14 protein-coding genes are annotated in these 18,594 nt (G+C 37.4%); 7 read left to right on the top strand and 7 right to left on the bottom strand.

Annotated features, from left to right (window positions below; translation table 11 throughout):
• Positions 1–237: 237 nt before the first annotated feature.
• The 4 genes from GWI97_RS14990 (at position 238) to GWI97_RS14975 (ending at position 4,812) form a co-directional block, all read left to right on the top strand.
• Complete coding sequence (locus GWI97_RS14990; RefSeq protein WP_036935666.1) at positions 238–1,329, top strand: NADH:flavin oxidoreductase/NADH oxidase; 1,092 nt, start codon at positions 238–240, stop codon at positions 1,327–1,329.
• A gap of 253 nt (positions 1,330–1,582) precedes the next feature.
• Positions 1,583–2,212, top strand: a complete 630-nt coding sequence (locus GWI97_RS14985) for a CatB-related O-acetyltransferase (protein WP_036938939.1) — start codon at positions 1,583–1,585, stop codon at positions 2,210–2,212.
• Between the two features lie 405 nt (positions 2,213–2,617).
• On the top strand, positions 2,618–4,360 hold the full coding sequence (locus GWI97_RS14980; protein WP_036935668.1) for a YadA-like family protein: 1,743 nt from the start codon (positions 2,618–2,620) through the stop codon (positions 4,358–4,360).
• A gap of 134 nt (positions 4,361–4,494) precedes the next feature.
• Entirely contained in the window at positions 4,495–4,812 is a 318-nt protein-coding gene (locus GWI97_RS14975) for a hypothetical protein (protein ID WP_036935670.1), read from the top strand.
• Between the two features lie 231 nt (positions 4,813–5,043).
• Here GWI97_RS14975 and GWI97_RS14970 read toward each other — a convergent pair whose 3' ends face one another.
• The 7 genes from GWI97_RS14970 to ttrS all read right to left on the bottom strand — a co-directional run bounded on the left by GWI97_RS14970 (position 5,044) and on the right by ttrS (position 13,334).
• Entirely contained in the window at positions 5,044–5,454 is a 411-nt protein-coding gene (locus GWI97_RS14970) for an acyl-CoA thioesterase (protein ID WP_036935672.1), read from the bottom strand.
• A gap of 106 nt (positions 5,455–5,560) precedes the next feature.
• A complete protein-coding gene (locus GWI97_RS14965; RefSeq protein WP_036935674.1) occupies positions 5,561–6,340 on the bottom strand; it encodes a PhzF family phenazine biosynthesis protein in 780 nt (259 codons plus the stop codon).
• 163 nt (positions 6,341–6,503) lie between these two features.
• The gene (locus GWI97_RS14960; protein WP_036935676.1) at positions 6,504–8,039 is read right to left on the bottom strand and encodes a peptide MFS transporter; all 1,536 of its coding nucleotides are present in this window, start codon (positions 8,037–8,039) and stop codon (positions 6,504–6,506) included.
• Between the two features lie 420 nt (positions 8,040–8,459).
• Positions 8,460–9,668: a multidrug efflux MFS transporter MdtG gene (gene mdtG, locus GWI97_RS14955; RefSeq protein ID WP_036935679.1), complete on the bottom strand. Its 1,209-nt coding sequence runs from the start codon at positions 9,666–9,668 to the stop codon at positions 8,460–8,462.
• A gap of 273 nt (positions 9,669–9,941) precedes the next feature.
• Entirely contained in the window at positions 9,942–10,883 is a 942-nt protein-coding gene (locus GWI97_RS14950) for a Kdo(2)-lipid IV(A) acyltransferase (RefSeq protein WP_036935681.1), read from the bottom strand.
• A gap of 74 nt (positions 10,884–10,957) precedes the next feature.
• On the bottom strand, positions 10,958–11,560 hold the full coding sequence (gene ttrR, locus GWI97_RS14945) for a tetrathionate respiration response regulator TtrR (protein ID WP_036935683.1): 603 nt from the start codon (positions 11,558–11,560) through the stop codon (positions 10,958–10,960).
• A 10-nt stretch (positions 11,561–11,570) separates the two neighbouring features.
• A complete protein-coding gene (ttrS, locus tag GWI97_RS14940) occupies positions 11,571–13,334 on the bottom strand; it encodes a tetrathionate respiration histidine kinase TtrS (RefSeq protein ID WP_161752128.1) in 1,764 nt (587 codons plus the stop codon).
• Positions 13,335–13,511: 177 nt separating this feature from the next.
• Here ttrS and ttrB point away from each other — a divergent pair, with 177 nt between their 5' ends.
• The 3 genes from ttrB to ttrA are packed head-to-tail and all read left to right on the top strand — an operon-like array spanning position 13,512 to position 18,353.
• Positions 13,512–14,255, top strand: a complete 744-nt coding sequence (gene ttrB / locus GWI97_RS14935) for a tetrathionate reductase subunit TtrB (RefSeq protein WP_036935687.1) — start codon at positions 13,512–13,514, stop codon at positions 14,253–14,255.
• Positions 14,252–15,280 (top strand): tetrathionate reductase subunit TtrC, encoded by a 1,029-nt coding sequence (gene ttrC / locus GWI97_RS14930; protein WP_087802132.1) that lies wholly within the window; start codon positions 14,252–14,254, stop codon positions 15,278–15,280. Before ttrB ends, ttrC begins: the two co-directional genes overlap by 4 nt.
• Positions 15,273–18,353 (top strand): tetrathionate reductase subunit TtrA, encoded by a 3,081-nt coding sequence (gene ttrA, locus GWI97_RS14925; protein WP_161752127.1) that lies wholly within the window; start codon positions 15,273–15,275, stop codon positions 18,351–18,353. The genes ttrC and ttrA overlap by 8 nt, the downstream gene beginning before the upstream one ends.
• The last annotated feature ends 241 nt before the right edge of the window (positions 18,354–18,594 follow it).

Here is an 18,594-nt window from a genome sequence, read left to right as displayed (position 1 = left end):
TAGAAAATTAAAATAATGTGATAATTTATTGAATAGCTTCACATATTTTAATAACTATTAAATTTAGCTAAGAATAAATAATAACTTATAAGTGGGTTATTTATCATCACAATGTGAAGTTGGGCATCGCCTTGATGGGTAAGATCCGATAGCCTTAAACTTGTATATTTAATTCTTTTATTTATAAGCAAAGTGATTTTCTTTGCATAAATTCTTATTGATAGCAGGAGACTTTATATGAGTTTGTTGTTTTCCCCTAAAAAATTAGGCCCCCACCAGTTAGATAATCGTATTATTGTTGCGCCTATGTGCCAATATTCGGCACAAGATGGTTATCCGACAACATGGCACACAATGCATTATGGACAGCTTGCATTATCTGGCGCTTCACTTGTGATTGTGGAAGCGACCGCAGTAGAACCGAGAGGCCGTATTAGCTATAAAGATTTAGGAATTTGGTCTGATCAGCATGGTTGTGAATTAAAAAAACTGGTCGATAATATTAAACAATATTCCTCTGCTAAAATTGGTATACAAATTGCTCATGCGGGGCGTAAAGCGTCAACTGATTTACCTTGGAATGGTGGCGCGTCGCTTGCGCCAGATTCTCCTCATGGTTGGCAAAAAGTTGCACCTTCAGAAATTCCATTTGGAAAAAACCATCAGCCTTATGCTTTGACTATTGACGAAATTGAAGAGATAAAGCAATCCTTTATTGATGCCGCTAAACGAGCGGAATTAGCTGGTTTTGATGTTATTGAAATTCATGGCGCTCACGGATATTTGTTGCATGAGTTCCTATCTCCGTTATCAAACGATAGAACAGATCAGTATGGCGGTGATTTTAATCATCGTTGTCGATTATTAGCGGATGTTTTTGTTGGTGTAAAAAATGCGGTTTCTGATAATGTTTGTGTTGGTGTAAGAATTTCTGCAACAGATTGGGTTGAAGGCGGTTGGGACCTTGAAAGCGCTGTTGCTTTAACACAACATCTTGAAGAATTAGGTTGCCATTACATTCATGTTTCCTCCGGTGGATTATCAGATAAGCAAGATATTAAGCTAGGTCCTAATTATCAAGTACCATTTGCTCAGGCTATTTATAACGAAACACAACTGCCGGTTATCGCTGTCGGACTTATTACAGAGCCAGAACAAGCTGAGGCTATTTTATTAACAGAGCAAGCTGACTTTATCGCATTAGGGCGAGGGATTTTATATGATCCTCGTTGGCCTTGGCATGCTGCGGAAAAACTTAAGCAGACTATAAAAGTTGCACCTCAATATTTACGTTGTGCGCCTCATGGTAGTAAAGACTTTTTTAAATAGTTATTTTTAAGCCATGGATAATTATAAAGTGTTATGTTAATTATCCATGGTTTTTTTGAGCATATTTATGATAATACAAATAATAGTGAGTATAAATTTATTGAATGGGGAACGTGGATTGTAGAATGAAATGAAAATAAATCCTTTATTGTTTCAACCTAGGATTGCTTAAGGTGATGTGTTTTGAATGCGCACACATCATCAGAGAATTAAGCATTCTTTGATGACTCATTTATTTATAGCGAGTCATATTATGAAAAATAAACATTGGTCGCGTGTAGAATATCTGCATGAAACAGTAAAAAATAAAAATATTATCATCAAAGGACAACACAGTTATTACAGTGATTGTTGGGATGAGGGGTTTGAAGCTTCAGTTGTGCGCTATCTTCATGGTGATGAAATTAGCCTGCAATGGGAGCCACTATGGGAAATTGATAAATTATATATTGGTGATTATGTCTGTATCGGTGCACAAGCCATCATATTAATGGGGGGAAATCATACTCATCGTATGGATTGGTTCTCTCTTTATCCTTTTATGGATAAAATTGAAGAGGCTTATATAGGTAAGGGAGATACCCATATTCAAGATGGCGTATGGATAGGAATGCGTGCAATGATAATGCCTGGGGTCACTATTGGTGAAGGAGCTATTGTTGCTGCTAATAGTGTTGTTTCTAAAGATGTGGAACCTTATAGTATTATCGGTGGAACACCAGCGAAACACCTTAAGTACCGTTTTGAGCCCAATGTGATTGAGCAACTTTTATCGTTAAAAATTTATCAATGGTCAGAGAAAAAATTTGAAGCTCTCAGGCCTTATTTATGTCAATCATCAATTGATAAATTATTAATCGCGGAAGAAAAATTTATTGAATAAACTGATCCCCTAAACATAAATATGTTTAGGGGCTTTTACTTAGATATTGTTGTAATATAAATTTATAATATTATCAAAGCATAAAAATAATGTTGTTTTTTTATATGATCCTTATCTCAAATTTAAAAAGTTTTAATTTTATAAAAAAATTACTTTTTTAAAAATTAATGTTTGTTCTTGTTTTTTGTTATTTCTGTTTTTTTTCTTTAGTGATTGATTTTATTTTGAAAATAAAATGCTGTGATTTGTTTTTTTATTGACTTTATAATTATAAAATAATGTTATTATTTATTTTTAATAGAGTTTTTGAAGGGTATTAAATTATTTTATAAAATATATAATGTGTAAAAAATAAAATACATATTACTCTATATATGAGTTTATTAATTATGGAGTAATATAGGTATGATTCGAAATATAAATTTCAAGATAAAACTATTGGTTATTATATTATTTTCATCTACGTTTTCTTATGCCAATAATACCACGTTGTTAGGTGGAAATAGTAAAGCAGATGGTAATGAATCGACAGCTGTTGGATATAATACATGGGCACATTCTGATCAATCAACAGCGATTGGCGCTAATGCAGGTGCTGAAGGTGAAAATGCAACTGCAATAGGCCATAAAAGTACAGCAATAGGAGACAATGCGTTGTCATTGGGAAGTGGTGCAATGGCCATTGGTGAAGGTTCACTTTCTATTGGTTCTCAAGCTTATAGTGAAAGTAAGGATGCAATTAGTATTGGTAAAGGTGCAATAAATAATGCTGAAAATGGAGTTATATTAGGTAGCGGAAGCAATCTCGCTGATAGCGCTGATAATTCGGTTATTATTGGTAGTAAGTCATCTGGAACAGCAAGTAATGCTATTATATTAGGTGATAAAAGTAGTAATAATCGTGATAATACTTTATCAATAGGTAGTGACAAAAACCAGCGACAAATTATTAATGTTGCAGCAGGAACTGAAGATACAGATGCGGTTAATGTTTCTCAATTGAAAGAAGAAAAAAATAATATTCTTACTGAAACGGATAAGCATATTAGTGATAATAATGTCGTTATTTACGATAAGATTGAGCAGGAAAAAAGTACTCTTATTAAAGAAACAACAACTCAAATAAATGAAAATAATAAGTTAATACAAGAAGATATCTCAAAAGCAAATGAAGCTGTATTAAAACAGAGTGAATCTAAGGCGAAAGCATTAGCTGAAGATTCAAATAAAAAATCAAATCACTATACCGACAGTAAACTAAACGAACATCAAGATAATATTGTTAATTATATCAATGAAGAAAAAAAAGAATTTTATCTTTATACCGAAGATAAGTTTTTAGAAATGAAAGAAGGTATTGAATCTTATACTGATAATAAAGTTAATGATATAAAGGAAGGAATAGAAGAACATACTAATAATAAAATCCTTGAATCTGAAAGTAATATTAAAGATTATACAAGTAATAAATTTATTGAAATTGAAAATAGTGGCAAAGAATATACTGATTTAAAAGTTAATGAACATGATAAAAAAATAGTTGAACATGTTAGTAATATAAGAGATGAAATTACAAATTCAACAGAAGGAAAAGTAAAAGCGTCAGAAAAAAAAGCGAATAGTTATACTGATATAGAAATTAGTAAAATTACTTCTGGGGTGAATGGGCTTATTGGTAAAAATAATGAAAAAATAATAAAAGAACGTGAGAAGTATATTACTCAAAAGGGAAGCGAGTATATTAATATCACTAATAATATTATTAATGATAGAGATGAATCATTGAAGGAATATATAGAGAATGCGAAACATGATTCTATTTCTATTGCTAACGAATATACCAATAATAAAATTAAGAATATTTTTATTGATAACGATATCGCACTTAAAAATATGGATAATAAAATCGATAAAGTAGATAAAAGAGCAAGCGCGGGTATAGCCTCTGTCGCAGCAATGGCAAATATTCCCTATGTGACTAACCATACTTTTAGTTTAGGTGTGGGGGTTGGTAATTATCGTGATGCTAATGCGTTTGCAACAGGTGCTCAATATCAAATCACAGAGAGTGCAATTATTCGTGTTTCAGCTTCATGGAATACAGAAGATCGTGGTGTTGTGGGAGGTGGTGTCTCTTATGGTTGGTAAATATTTATTGTATTACGTTGTTTAGAATAAAATGAGAAATAGGGTCGTTGTCTTTTTTATATAATTGAGTGGCTTTTATGCCACCAATTTGAATAATAAGGGTAACGACCTTTGTTCTTTATGATGAGTAAATTATGATCTATCTCTATTCAGGTGGTGGGTGTTTTGAAAAGCAAGTAAGAGTAAATCAAGCGACAATAGATAAAGCGACAGAAATTGCCAAAAATAAAATGAAGAAAATCATTCAAATAAGATCGCTTGCTGATATTTCTGTTGATATTGAGGATATTGGTGCAATATTGCTAATTGAACCTACTATTGAATTAGCCCTTGAAGTGGGGCGACGATATTCACACTCTGTTGATATTGTTATTGCCGAAAGTGCAAAAATAGGAATGAAATTAACGGTTTGTCAGATTGAATTTTCAGCTAGCAAGATCTGTGTTCTCTGATCCTCTATTGTATACAGTTATCCACATTAACTGTGGATAACTCTTGTCTTACGTGTTAGTAATCTTATTACCATTTGATTTTATTGAATATTTATCGTTGATTGAAAAATACCCATTTAAATTAATTATTTTAATGTCTTGTTATTACTCAGAATAATTTACCACGTAATAAAAACTATGTGTTTTTTAATTAAGGCGGGCCAAAAGAGAGATTGTACACGTTATAAGAGATTATTTATCAAATAATGGAGTCGGTTTACCGGCATTATCGACGGCCACAAAATTAAATTGACCATGGATCACTTCTTCACGTCCTTCAGCGTACATGTCTTCAAGGAAAATAGAGACATTGACGGTTAAACTGGTGCGCCCAACCCGAATAACTTCACCGACTAGTTCAATAATTGTGCCTGATGGAATAGGGTGATTAAAATTAATTTTTTCAGTTGAAACGGTGACGAGACGTTTACGGCTAAAGCGTGTTGCGGTGATAAATGAGACTTCGTCCATCCAAGCTAATGCAGTGCCACCAAAGAGTGTTGAGTGATGATTTGTTGTGGTTGGAAAGATAACTTTAGAAACACGAGTAACTGAATTTTTAATTTTATCTTGTAGTTCAGGAGATAACTCAGAGATAGACATAACAATTAAGCCTTCTTCTTTTTGATACTGTAGGGAAATTCCCCACAGTATAAAATAGAGTAAATTGAAAGCAAAGTAGATGAATAGCTGATTATGCCGTCAGTAATTAAAAGGTAATTTTACCGGTTAGAAAAAGAGTAGCATCACCTGTCAGTAAAAGACGATTATTTTTTAATTCGCAGTTGATATTTCCACCTCGTTTTGAGACTTGTCTTGCATATAACTGTGTTTTATTGAGTTTGTTACCCCAAATGGGCGCTAATACACAATGTGATGTGCCTGTAACGGGATCTTCATTCACACCTTTTACGGGGGCAAAGAAGCGAGAAATAAAGTCAAAAGGAGCATGACCGTTAGCGGTAATAATAACGCCAGGTAAAGGCAACTGTGCAATCTGAGTGAAATCCGGTTGGTAGTTAATGACAGTCTCTGGATCAGACAAAAAGCAAACATAACGATCATGCGCTTGCCAAACTTCATCTATTTGTAAGGCTAATTTTTCTTCAAGCGATGGTTTTATATCGTTATTTAATGTTGCAGGAATGGTTGGAAAATTAAGTGTAAAGAATGTGTCTTGGCAAGAGACCGTGAGCTCACCTGAAAGCGAATGAAATTTAAAGAGATTATCTGGGGCGTGTTTGACCGTCTTTAATACAAATGCAGTGGCTAATGTGGCATGTCCACACAGAGGTACTTCAATTTTTGGGGTAAACCAACGAATGTGATCACCAACTAAAAACGCAGTTTCGGGTAAATTAATCTCATTAGCGAGAGTAATTAAGGTGGTATCGTCTAACCATTCCTCTAACAAAACGACGGCTGCAGGATTTCCTGAAAAAGGTGTAGAGGAAAAGGCATTAACATAATAAATGGGAAGAACAGTCATCGCATTACCTTAATGATAAACTATCAATAAATCGAAGATAATCAGATTAAGTGTTTTAAATTCTAGGTGCAATACATAAAAATTCCTTTTAAATAACAAAGACAAAAAACAAAAAGCCATGCCTAAATGAATGAGGCATGGCTTCAATAATGAACGCGTAAAATTAAGCTTGTGCTTTTTCTTTGTTATCTGCGCTTTGTAAAATCTTACGAACAGGAATAATTAGTGCAGCCAGAACAACAGCACAAATAACCAGAGCGATAGAAACATGAGAGAAGAAATCAGGCATTACATCAAGTTTATCAGGGCGAATATTTCCTCCCATTAAACCTGCTGCTAAATTACCTAACGCACTTGCACAGAACCATAATCCCATGACCTGGCCACGCATTCTTGCTGGGGCTAAAATAGTCATTGTCGCAAGCCCTATTGGGCTTAAGCATAATTCACCTAATGTCAGTAATAAGATGCTACCAATTAACCAAAGTGGTGAAACACCTTGTCCTGTTGCGATAACGCTTTCAGAAGCAAACATCATGACCGTGAAGCCACCTGCGGCAAATAAAATGCCAATTACAAACTTAGTCATACTGCTTAAGTTTATATTCTTACGTGCCATCATTGGCCATAACCAACTAAAGACCGGTGCAAGAATAATAATAAACAGGGCGTTAACGGACTGGAACCAAACCGCTGGGATCTCAAAGCCCATAAAGTTTAAGTCTGTATAGTCATTCGCAAATAAGTTAAATGATGTCGGTTTTTGTTCGAATGCAGACCAGAAAAGGGCTGCTGAAACCAATAATAGGAAACAAACAAATAAGCGAGAACGGTCACTACTACTTAATCCAGCAAATAGGAATAAATAGATAAAATATGCGATAACACTCCCTGAGATCACATAAACCATAAAGTTAGCAACCATAACCGGGTTAAATGGAATAACGCCTGAAATGATAAGACTAACAATCGCAATAAGAACAACGGATAAAGCTAAAATCCATTGACCGACATTACGACGAACAACCGTAGGGCGATCCCAGCTTGAATCTAACCCAACTTCACTATCAAAACGACGCATTGTGGGTACTGCATAGAAGCGAAAGATCAGTAACGCAACAAGCATACCAATACCACCAATACCGAAGCCCCAGTGCCAACCGTAATCACGAACTAAGAAGCCTGTGATGAGTGGTGCAATAAATGAGCCCATATTTATGCCCATATAAAATAAGGAGAATCCGCCATCACGGCGAGTATCATCCCTTTTATATAAGGTTCCTACCATCACAGTGACACATGTCTTAAATAGCCCTGTACCTAAGACAATCAGCAGTAGGCCGATAAAGAATAGGTTTTGTGACCAAAAAGCAGAAAGTGCAATAGAAAGATGCCCTAAGGCGATAAAGATAGATCCATACCATACTGCTAGGCGTTGACCTAACCAGTTATCAGCGAGCCAACCTCCTGGTAACGATGTTAAATACACACCGCCCGCGAAAATCCCCACAATAGCAGATGCCTGCTCTCTGGGGATTTCCATGCCACCTTCATAAACGGTAGCTGCCATAAATAAGATTAATAATGGGCGAATACCGTAGAAAGAAAAGCGTTCCCACATTTCAGTAAAGAAAAGGGAGCTTAATGGATAGGGGTGGCCAAAGAAAGTTCGGCTAGATTTTGAGTGAGTAGATTGCATCTTAAATTCCCAAAAAAAACCTCTACAGGTCGTTTGCAAGTAAAAAGAACAAAATAGTAGCAGGTGGCTAAACAGAGGTGTTTCATTCTGTTATCATTTTCCACTGCATTTAATTAATATATTTTTAACATACTTTTGTCAGGATTTAGTGACTAAAAGCATATTTCATACTTTATAAACCATTTTTTGGTGCAAAAGTCGATAAAAATCTCATTTTACAATAGTTAACCTTGCATTTTTTTGAAAAAATAGGACAAGTAAATTTTACTAGACTTAACAAATGGGTGTTGGGAATATTCTTAATAAACAGTGAATTACAAAAAATAGAATAAAAAAAATAACAATTAGGCCTTTAAATGTAAAAGTGTAATTTTTTGAAGAAAAAAAACTATTAACTGATCTTATTTGTGGATTTTTTGACTACTTTTCTTGTGGCGTTCTAAAGCTTAACCAAGAATAAATGAGATTAAAAAAGACAACCGCGGCGGTGAAATAAAAAACAGCTCTAAATCCATAACTTGCTGCAACAAAAGCCCCCATTAACGGTCCTGTAACATTACCCACATCCCTTAATGCTTGGTTATAGCTAAAAATTCGTCCTGCAATTGCTGGGGTAATATTGTACAAAATAAGGGTTTGTACCGCAGGTAGCATGGCCGCATTTACGGCACCTAATAAAAATCGTAATGCACCTAATTCCCAATAATTGCTGACAAGTGCCATCGGAATTAGCATAAAAATAGAAAGCCCAAGCGTAAAAATAAGGACTTTATCGGGGCCAATTCTGTCACCTAATTTACCGAAGCGAGGGGCGCTAATGAGGGCTGCAATACCAGGTACTGACGCAATAACACCACTGATAAAAGCAAGATTGCTAATAGAGCCCGCTAACTCGCGGATATAAAGTGTCAAAATAGGTGTGACAGAGCCTGTTGCAACTTGAATAATCATGGTGGTAAAAAATAAGCAAACAACCAGCCTTTTGTTTTTTAGTGATGAAAACACTTGTTTTGTCGTTAGTGCATCTTTTTTAGAGACAGGTGTAAAGTTTTCACTCACAAAAAAGAGGGTAACTAAAAAGCAAATAAATAAAACGGCAGAAGTAATAAAGAAGACGGGACGTAACCCATAGAGATCAGCAAGCATTCCTCCAATTAAAGGGCCAATTAATGCACCACTCACCGCGCCTGTTGAAAGCGTTCCTAATGCCCAACCACTTTTTTTCACTGGAACTTGTGTAGCGATTAATGCATTCGCATTAGGAACAAAACCACCTAATACACCCAATAAGGCGCGTAACACTAATAACTGCCATATATTTTGTGCAAAACCAATTAATACCATAACAATTGCCATGCCCAGTGCAGAGCGCAATAGCATTAATTTACGGCCTTTTCTATCTGATAGTTTTCCCCAAAAAGGGGCGGCAATTGCGGAAAAAAGGAAAGTAATACTAAAAGCGACACCTGTCCAAAGATTAAGCTCTTCATGGTCTGTTATGCCGAGTTCTTCTACATATAAAGGGAGGAACGGCATAATTAAACTAAAACCGGCGCCGGTGAGAAAACAGCCAAACCAGACAATATAAAGATTTCGTTTCCAAGAGTTATTTCGGGGCTTGAGATCCATGTTACTCCTTTAGCCGAGAAAGAGAGAGTAAACCAAGAAAATAGATTAAATATAACCGTAACGATGTTGACAGCGACAACAGCGAGTCGGTTTTCTTCTTTTTATAGAGAATAAGAATATAGCCATGATACAGAATAAGTGCGATAGGTCTTGCTCTTATAATGTGTTTTGCAGGAGTCTACAGCTTATGCTGTTATTTATTGGTATTATTATTTTTTATATTGTTTAATGCGTAGTGTGTGGCTGTTTATGGTTAAAACAGCCACTTGGTTATCAATGTACTTTTTTTATCTCGTTATATAAAGACGGTTCACCTTCAGGACGAGTTTTAAAACGACGATGTAGCCACATATATTGGTCAGGAGCACGTAAAATTTCTTGCTCTATCACTTTATTCATTGCATTAGCGGCATTTTCTTCACTATCAAGTGGAAAGTCAGCTACAGCCGGTGAAATGATCAATTCATACCCTTTGGCTTCTGGTAATCGCTTAGGGGTAAATGGAATTAAAGCCGGGTTTCCTGTTTTTGCTAGAATATAGGTACCTGTTGTTGTGGCTGCTTTATCAACAGCAAATAATGGAACAAAAACACTTTTACGCGGGCCATAGTCATGATCTGGTGCATACCAAAGGATTTCACCAGCCTTGAGATTGCGGATCATTCCTTTTAGATCTTTTCTATCAAGCATAAATTTGTTGGAGCGTAACCGGCCCCAAGTCTGTAGCCAATCCATAACAGGATTATCATTTGGACGATAAACACCAATACCAGGATTTAACATACCAAAAATACGTGCGCCTAATTCTAAAGTCAGAAAGTGGATCCCAACAACAATAATTCCTTGGCCTGTTTCTTGTACTTTTTGGATATTCTCTCTACCACTGACTTTAAACCAGCGTCTTACACGCCAATCCGGCCAAAACCAAGCCATGCCTGTCTCAAATACCCCCATCCCCACAGACTCGAAGTTTTTATTTACTAAAGCTTCGCGTTCGCTTTTTGGCATTTGTGGAAAACAAAGTTCGAGATTACGTTCTGCTATTTGGACGCGTTTTTTGAGAAAAACTTTAGATAAACGACCTAGTCGTGTGCCTAGCCAATAAATGACAGGATAAGGAAGTAGAACCAGAATATAGAGTAATCCGATCCCAAACCAAGTCAGCCAATATTTAGGCTGCAAAAATGATTTTTTAAATGGAGGTGACTTTATCATAAGCCTATCTATTTACTATTTTTCCAATGAATATCTTATATTGTGACACTTTTTGGTGCAGATAAGAAATTTTGTCATAAATTAGGTGAAATTATTTCAATGCCTTGTAAAGCAGTCACTAATTCAGCAATATTTTTAACGGCCATCTTATCCATCACTTTGGCTCGATGAACTTCAACAGTTCTTATTGAAACGCAAGCAACTTCAGCAATTTCGCGATTCATTAAACCTTGAATAACATAATAAGCAATATCTTTCTCTCTTGGGGTTAATGAAGCATAACGACGGCGAATATCATGAGCTGTAAAACGGGCCTTTGTTTCAATAAATGCTGTATCTAAAGCGGATAACAGCGCATTGCTATCAACGGGTTTTTGTAAAAAATCAATAGCGCCTTTTTTGATTTCTTCAACGGCCATCGGAATATCACCATGGCCGGTTAAAAAAATCACAGAAAGTGTACTGTGTTTATCAATTAAATGCTGGTGGACTTGCCTACCATCGGGGTTTGGCATACGCATATCTAATAATACAACCCCTTGTTGATAGAGATTGACATTATTGATAAAGAATTCGCTATCATTCCAAACATGGGCTGAATAACCTAAACTTTCTAATAAAAACTGACAAGCATCAGTGACAGCAAGGTCATCATCAACAAGATGAATCGTGGGCATTTTTTCTCCATTATTTATTTTTATTAGGGAAAATAAGCGTGATTTTTAATCCAACGTTATTTTGCTCGTTTTGTTGATTTTCAATATGAATATCCGCACCTTGAGAATGCAATAATCTCTGGCAAATTACTAAGCCTAATCCAAGCCCTTCTGTTTTGGTTGTTTGGAAGGGGGAAAAAGGGTGTTCAAGCTGATTATGACTCATTCCTCCAGCATCATCTTCAATCACCACAAGCAATCTATCAGGTGCTTTATGTGTACTTATTTTCAGGTTTTTCGCACCCGCTTGCAGGCTATTAGTAATTAAGTTTGATAAAATTTGCTCTAATAAGGTTTCAGGTAAATACAGGCTATCATGCTCATTAATCTCAGTTTTTAGTGAAACATGAGGGTATTTATCTTCTACGCGTAATAGTTTCCAAATATGTTGGATACATTCCGCAATATTTTGATGAGAAAGCGGAATAATATCTGTGTTAGGTGTTTGTTTTCCAACCCATAAGCGTAGATTTCTAATGATATCAGCCCCTCGTTGTGCTTGCTTGTCTATTTGTTGCAATGCGGGTAACAGGGGGTGTGACTCATTTTCTTTTTTAAGGCGAATAACACTGCCTTGTGCGTAACTTTTAATGGCAGAAAGAGGCTGGTTAAGTTCATGAGCAAATCCAGACGCCATTCCTCCCAATATATTTAAGCGTTGAGCATGTTCTAATTCTTCTTTTTGCTGTCTTAATCGATTATGTGCATGCTCTAATTGTCGACTGCGACGCCTCACTAAATAGCTTATCCACACTTGGTTTAAAATAAGGAAAAGAATCGCCATCAATGAAAGGCCAATTATAAATTGATGCTGAATCGCCCAACTTTTTGCATCTTGCCAAAGTTGTCTTTGTCGAGGATGTTGGTTGACTTCTCTGAGTAAGTTTTCAACCTGCGTATGTGATGCAGGTGCTCCCCATTTCATCGGTTTGCTATCATCAGTGAGTAAAATACGAGTGACTTTATCAACTAACTCATCAGGGACGGTATCTAGTGCTGCAAATGACCAATTAGGGTAAAGCGGTGTACTGGTTAAACAAGGTGTATTGGTTTGATAGGAAATCACCGGTCGGTAATCACTCTTTTTTATTAATCCTTCACTGTCCATATTTTCCAACAAACAGACGGGGATAATTGCGGCATTAATATCTCCATCTCGTAAAAGATAAAGCAAAGCATCAGCCGGAAAACCAGTGAAACGTAGTGTGAAATCTTTATCTGGATCGATACCTTCTTCGCGCAACGCTTTATAACCTAAAAGATAGCCACCAAAAGCATCGGGTGCTATGGCGCCTACTCTTTTTCCTATTAACGCTTGAACGGATGTAATCGGGCTGTCATTACGAACTAAAATCAAGCTACCAATCACATTTCGTGTTGTGTTATCAGGCTCATAGCCAGAGTGTAAAGAGAGTAACCAACGTAATGGGAATGCATTATCTAATTGAATAAATTGCGCAGGATTTGTCAGTAAGAAATCAACGTTTTTTTTTGCTACTGCTAATTTCATTTCTTCAAGATTTAAAGGAACTAATACAAAGTTTTCTGTCGGGAGATGTTTATTCAATGTATCAACAAGTGGGGACCAATGCCTTTGAGTTGATGCATCTCCTCGTAGTGCTAAAACGCCGATCGTCCACACTTTTGCTGTGGCTTGTAAAGGAAGCATAAAAAAGAGCAGTAATAACCCGATGTTTACTGCTTGTTTTATCCCAATTGTCTGTTTTATCGTCATAAATATCTAATGTTAAATATTGTTTTGGATCAAGTTCACACTGGGTATGTGGTAAACCACAATAGGTGTCGTCTTCAGTAATTTTTACAATGCCCTTATAACAAAACACATACTTTTTACTTTCTATTTCCTTCACTCATTGTGAGATTGGGTTATTGAGTGATACTGGAGACAAATATGGATCTTGGAAAACGAAAATTTTTACAACAATTAGGGGTCCTTACTGCAGGTGCTTCACTAGTTCCTTTAGCGGAAGCAGGCATTAAATTATCACCTGAGCGTCGTGAAGGCTCGGAGGATAAACGCTATGGCATGCTGATTGATTTACGTCGTTGTGTAGGATGCCAGTCCTGTACTGTGAGCTGTAATATTGAAAATCAAACACCTCAAGGGCAATTTAGGACGACAGTAAACCAATATCAGGTTGCTATCAAGGGGCAAGAAGGGATAACCAACGTCTTACTGCCTAGACTATGTAATCATTGTGATGAGCCACCATGTGTTCCAGTTTGTCCTGTTCAAGCGACTTTTCAACGTAAAGACGGCATTGTTGTTGTTGATAATGAACGTTGCGTAGGTTGTGCTTACTGTGTTCAAGCATGCCCTTACGATGCACGTTTTATTAATCATTCGACTCAAACTGCGGATAAATGTACTTTCTGCGCACATCGTCTTGAAGTCGGTTTATTGCCTGCTTGTGTCGAATCTTGTGTTGGTGGTGCACGTATTATTGGTGATATGAAAGATCCAAATAGCACTATCAGCAAAATGCTACGTACCCATGAAAAAGAGCTGAAAGTATTAAAACCTGAAAGTGGTACGTTGCCACAAGTTTTCTATCTCGGCTTAGATGATGCATTTGTACAACCATTAGTTGGTCAGGGGCAACCCGCATTATGGCAGCAGGAGGTTCACTCATGATCCCGCAAGTTTCTCAAATTCAAGAAATCATGGCGATCCCGCAAGAATATTTTTGGTTACCTTGGGCTGTACAGTACTTTTTTTTCATTGGTATTGCTTGCAGTGCAACACTTTATGCATGTTGGCAGTGTTGGAAAGGTCGTTCAGGTAATCAACGTTTAGAAGCTGTTGCGGTATTTATTGCTGTGACAGCAGGGATCACGGCGCCTCTTGCTTTAACGGCTGATTTACATCAAACAGCACGTGTGTGGCATTTCTATGCTTACCCAACACCATGGTCATGGATGGCATGGGGCTCATTATTATTACCACTATTTTCAGTCTTTAGCATGCTTTACTTTGTGGCAATGGTTGTTCGCTTAGTCTGGAAACGTGAATATAAATTAACGCGCTGGGTTGCATTAGCGTGTTCATTAACTGCGATAGGTCTGCTGTTATACACAGGGCGCGAAGCTTCTATTTTGAAAGCCAGACCGGTGTTGTACACATATTGGCTACCCATCTTGCTGTTCTTTAGTGCAATGCAAGTTTTACCAACATTGTTGGCGTTAGGAACGCGTCGTGAACCCGCTCACCAACGCGAACTGGCGATGTGGTTTGTTAGCTCCTTGATACTATTGGCAGTATGTACCGGTTTTTGGCTTGCTGGTAATACGATTTCAGGCCAAGCAATTCGTCAACAACTTGCAATAGGAAGTCTTGGCTGGTGGAGTGCTATGGGGGTAATTATTCTGTGGATCATCTCTGTTGTCATGGGACTTTTGATGGCAAAACAGGCACGTTCAGTGGCATTTATTACCATTATGGCATTTGTATCAATGGGGCTTGCATGGGTATTACGTTGGTTAATGTTGATAGGTGCCCAATACATTCCAAAATATAACATAATTACAAACCCTTATGAGTTTACGCTCGGTAATGATGGGCTGATGGCAATTGTTGGTACATTTGGATTGTGGATAGCATTAACCATTATATTTAGAGAAAGTATTCGTTGGGTTGTCAGGAGAGTGCAGCATGGCTAAGTTTACAAGACGTCAATGGCTTAAAGGTGGGTTAGTTATCGGTGGTATTGCCGCATTTGCTGCCAGCTACCGTGATGTTGCTAAACGTGCCGTAGATGGCTTAGTTGATGGCACATCAGGCAAAGTGACACTTGATAGGATCAATGGCAATTCATTATTACCTGAAGGTAAGGTTGTAAAAGAGGCCAAATGGCAAGCGAATACCGCCCAATCTGTTTGTATGACGCAATGTTTTGGTTGCTGGACACAATGCGGTGTTCGTGCTCGTGTTGATAGAGCAAACAATAAAGTATTACGTATTGCAGGTAATCCTTATCATCCCCTTTCTCATGATCATCACTTTGGCTACAACATGCCAATTAAAGAAGCATTTGAAAAAATGGGAGGAGAAAGTGGGTTAGAAAATCGTTCTACAGCTTGTGCTCGTGGAGCAACCATGATGGAAAGCCTTGATAGTCCAACACGTATTCTTGAACCAATGAAACGTGTAGGTAAACGTGGTGAAGGCAAATGGAAACGCATCAGTTTTGAACAATTGATCCAAGAAATTGTTGAAGGTGGTGATTTATTTGGTGAAGGTCATGTCGATGGTTTACGTGCTATTCGTGATTTAGACACGCTGATTGACCCAAAACAACCTGCATTAGGCCCTAAAGCTAATCAGTTATTAATGACAAATGCGGGTGATGATGGACGTGATACTTTTATTCGTCGTTTCGCTCAAAATTCATTTGGTAGCAAAAATTTTGGTGCTCATGGATCTTATTGTGGATTAGCATACCGTGCTGGCTCTGGTGCGTTAATGAATGATTTAGATAAAAATGCCCACGTTAAACCAGATTGGGATTATGTTGAATTTGCTTTGTTCTTAGGAACTTCGCCAGCACAATCAGGTAACCCATTTAAACGCCAAGGTCGCCAACTAGCTAATGCGCGTATTCGTGATTCATTTAACTATGTTGTTGTAGCGCCTGCATTACCGTTAACCACTACACTAGCGAACGATCATGGTCATTGGGTTCCTGTTCAGCCTGGAACAGATGCCGCTTTAGTCATGGGAATGATCCGCTGGATCATTGAAAACAAACGCTACAATGCAGACTATCTGTCTGTACCTAGCGAAGTTTCAATGAAAAATGTTGGCGAAAAAAGTTGGACAAATGCAACGCATCTTGTGATCAGCGATGAAAATCATCCACTTTCAGGACAAATGCTCACAACGGCACACTTTAATGATGTTGCTGAAGGGGAAGCGCAAAATTTAGTGTTATCACAAGGTGGTGAATTAGTTCCTGCAACACAAGTTGATAAAGCACAATTATTTGCTACGTATAAAATCACTTTAAAAACGGGCGCAGAAGTCACTGTGAAATCAAGTTTTCAATTACTTGATGAAGCTGCTAAACGTATGACATTGGCAGAATATAGTGAGCGTTGTAAAGTACCAGAAACGACCATTGTCGCATTAGGTCGTGAATTTACCGCGTATGGACGAAAAGCTGCGGTTATCTCTCATGGCGGTATGATGGGAGGAAATGGGTTCTATACAGCGTGGAGCGTTGTTATGCTCAATGCACTAATCGGTAACTTAAACCTTAAAGGTGGGGTATCTGTTGGTGGGGGTAAATTTAATGGTGCAACTGATGGTCCATGTTACAAAATGGAGAGCTTTAAAGGTAAAGTGAAGCCAAAAGGCATGGTGTTATCACGTAGCAAAGCTGCATATGAGAAATCTGATGAATACCGAGAGCGTGTTGAAAAAGGAGAGTCACCATATCCTGCAAAAGCACCTTGGTATCCGTTTGCTGCCGGGCAGCTAACTGAGCAATTAGGATCTGCATTAGCAGGTTATCCTTATCCATTAAAAGCATGGATCACGAATATGACCAATCCTGTTTATGGGATTGCGGGGATTCGTCAAGTGATGGAAGAGCGTCTTAAAGATCCGAAGCATCTACCTTTAATTATTGGTATTGATGCCTTTATGAATGAGACAACGGCACTGGCAGATTATATTGTTCCTGATACACATAATTTTGAAAGTTGGGGATTTAGTGCACCTTGGTCTGGTGTTCAAGTCAAAGCCAGTACTGCACGTTGGCCGATTATTGAACCTCGTGTTGCTAAAACAGCAGAAGGCCAACCTATCTCAATGGAAACATTCTGTATTGCTGTGGCAAAAGCCTTAGATTTACCAGGTTTTGGTAATAAAGCGATTGAAGATATGGATGGGAATTTCTATCCAATTAACTGTGCAGAAGATTACTATTTACGCGTTGCGGCTAATATGGCATTTATGGGGGAAAAACCTGTTTCACCTGCGACTAATGAAGATATTTTGTTGAGTGGGGTGGATAGAATTCTACCAGCAATGACTTCTACGTTAAAACATGAAGAAGTACTGCGGGTTGCATATATTTATACCCGAGGCGGTCGTTTTGCGCCTTATGATAAAGCATGGAATGGCAATGAGACTGGGCCTCAGTGGAAAAAACCATTACAAATTTGGAATGAAGAAGTTGCGAAAAACCATCATGCGATAACGGGTGAACGTTATAGTGGTTGTCCAACTTATTATCCACCACGTCTCTCAGATGGTAGTGATATTCATCAGTACTACCCTGAAAATCAATGGCCATTAAAACTAATGTCCTTTAAGTCTCATGTGGTGAGCAGTTCAACCGGTATGATCCAACGATTGAGAATGGTGAAACCGAGTAACTTGGTCGCAATTAACCCGCAAGATGGTAAAAAATGGGGTGTGAGCCATGGTGATAGGGTTCGTATTGTAACACCGGGAGGGCAAGTCGAAGCTGAGATTAGTTTACTTGATGGTGTTATGCCTGGTGTTTTAGCCATTGAACATGGTTATGGCCATCAAGAATTAGGCTCTCGCCAACATTACTTAGATGAACAACCTTTGCCGATGGACAAAGGCATTGGCAAGGGTATCAACCTGAATGATTTGGGATTTGCGGATCCAACAAGGGAGATAACTAATACTTGGTTAGACTGGGTATCTGGCGCTTCTGTTCGGCAAGGTTTGCCCGCTAAAATTGAACGTATTGCCTAATTATTGACCTCCAGTTTTAAAGCATTACTTCACTCTTCAAAATGGAGAGTGAAGTAATGACATAATAAATAAGCTGTTTTTATATTATAAAATAGATACAAGATTAGTTTAATTATTTTAATATCATATGTACCCTACCTACATAATATTATAATAAATTTAAGGTGACAAACACGCCTATTAGTCACCATATTTACAGAGAGTAATAATAGGAATCGGACTCCTTTTTCTTTTTTTATTT

This window comes from Proteus sp. G2300 (genome assembly GCF_009915965.1).
Lineage (GTDB): Bacteria > Pseudomonadota > Gammaproteobacteria > Enterobacterales > Enterobacteriaceae > Proteus > Proteus vulgaris.
Note: the sequence above shows the minus strand (reverse complement) of the source record. Positions and strands in the feature narration are given on the sequence as shown.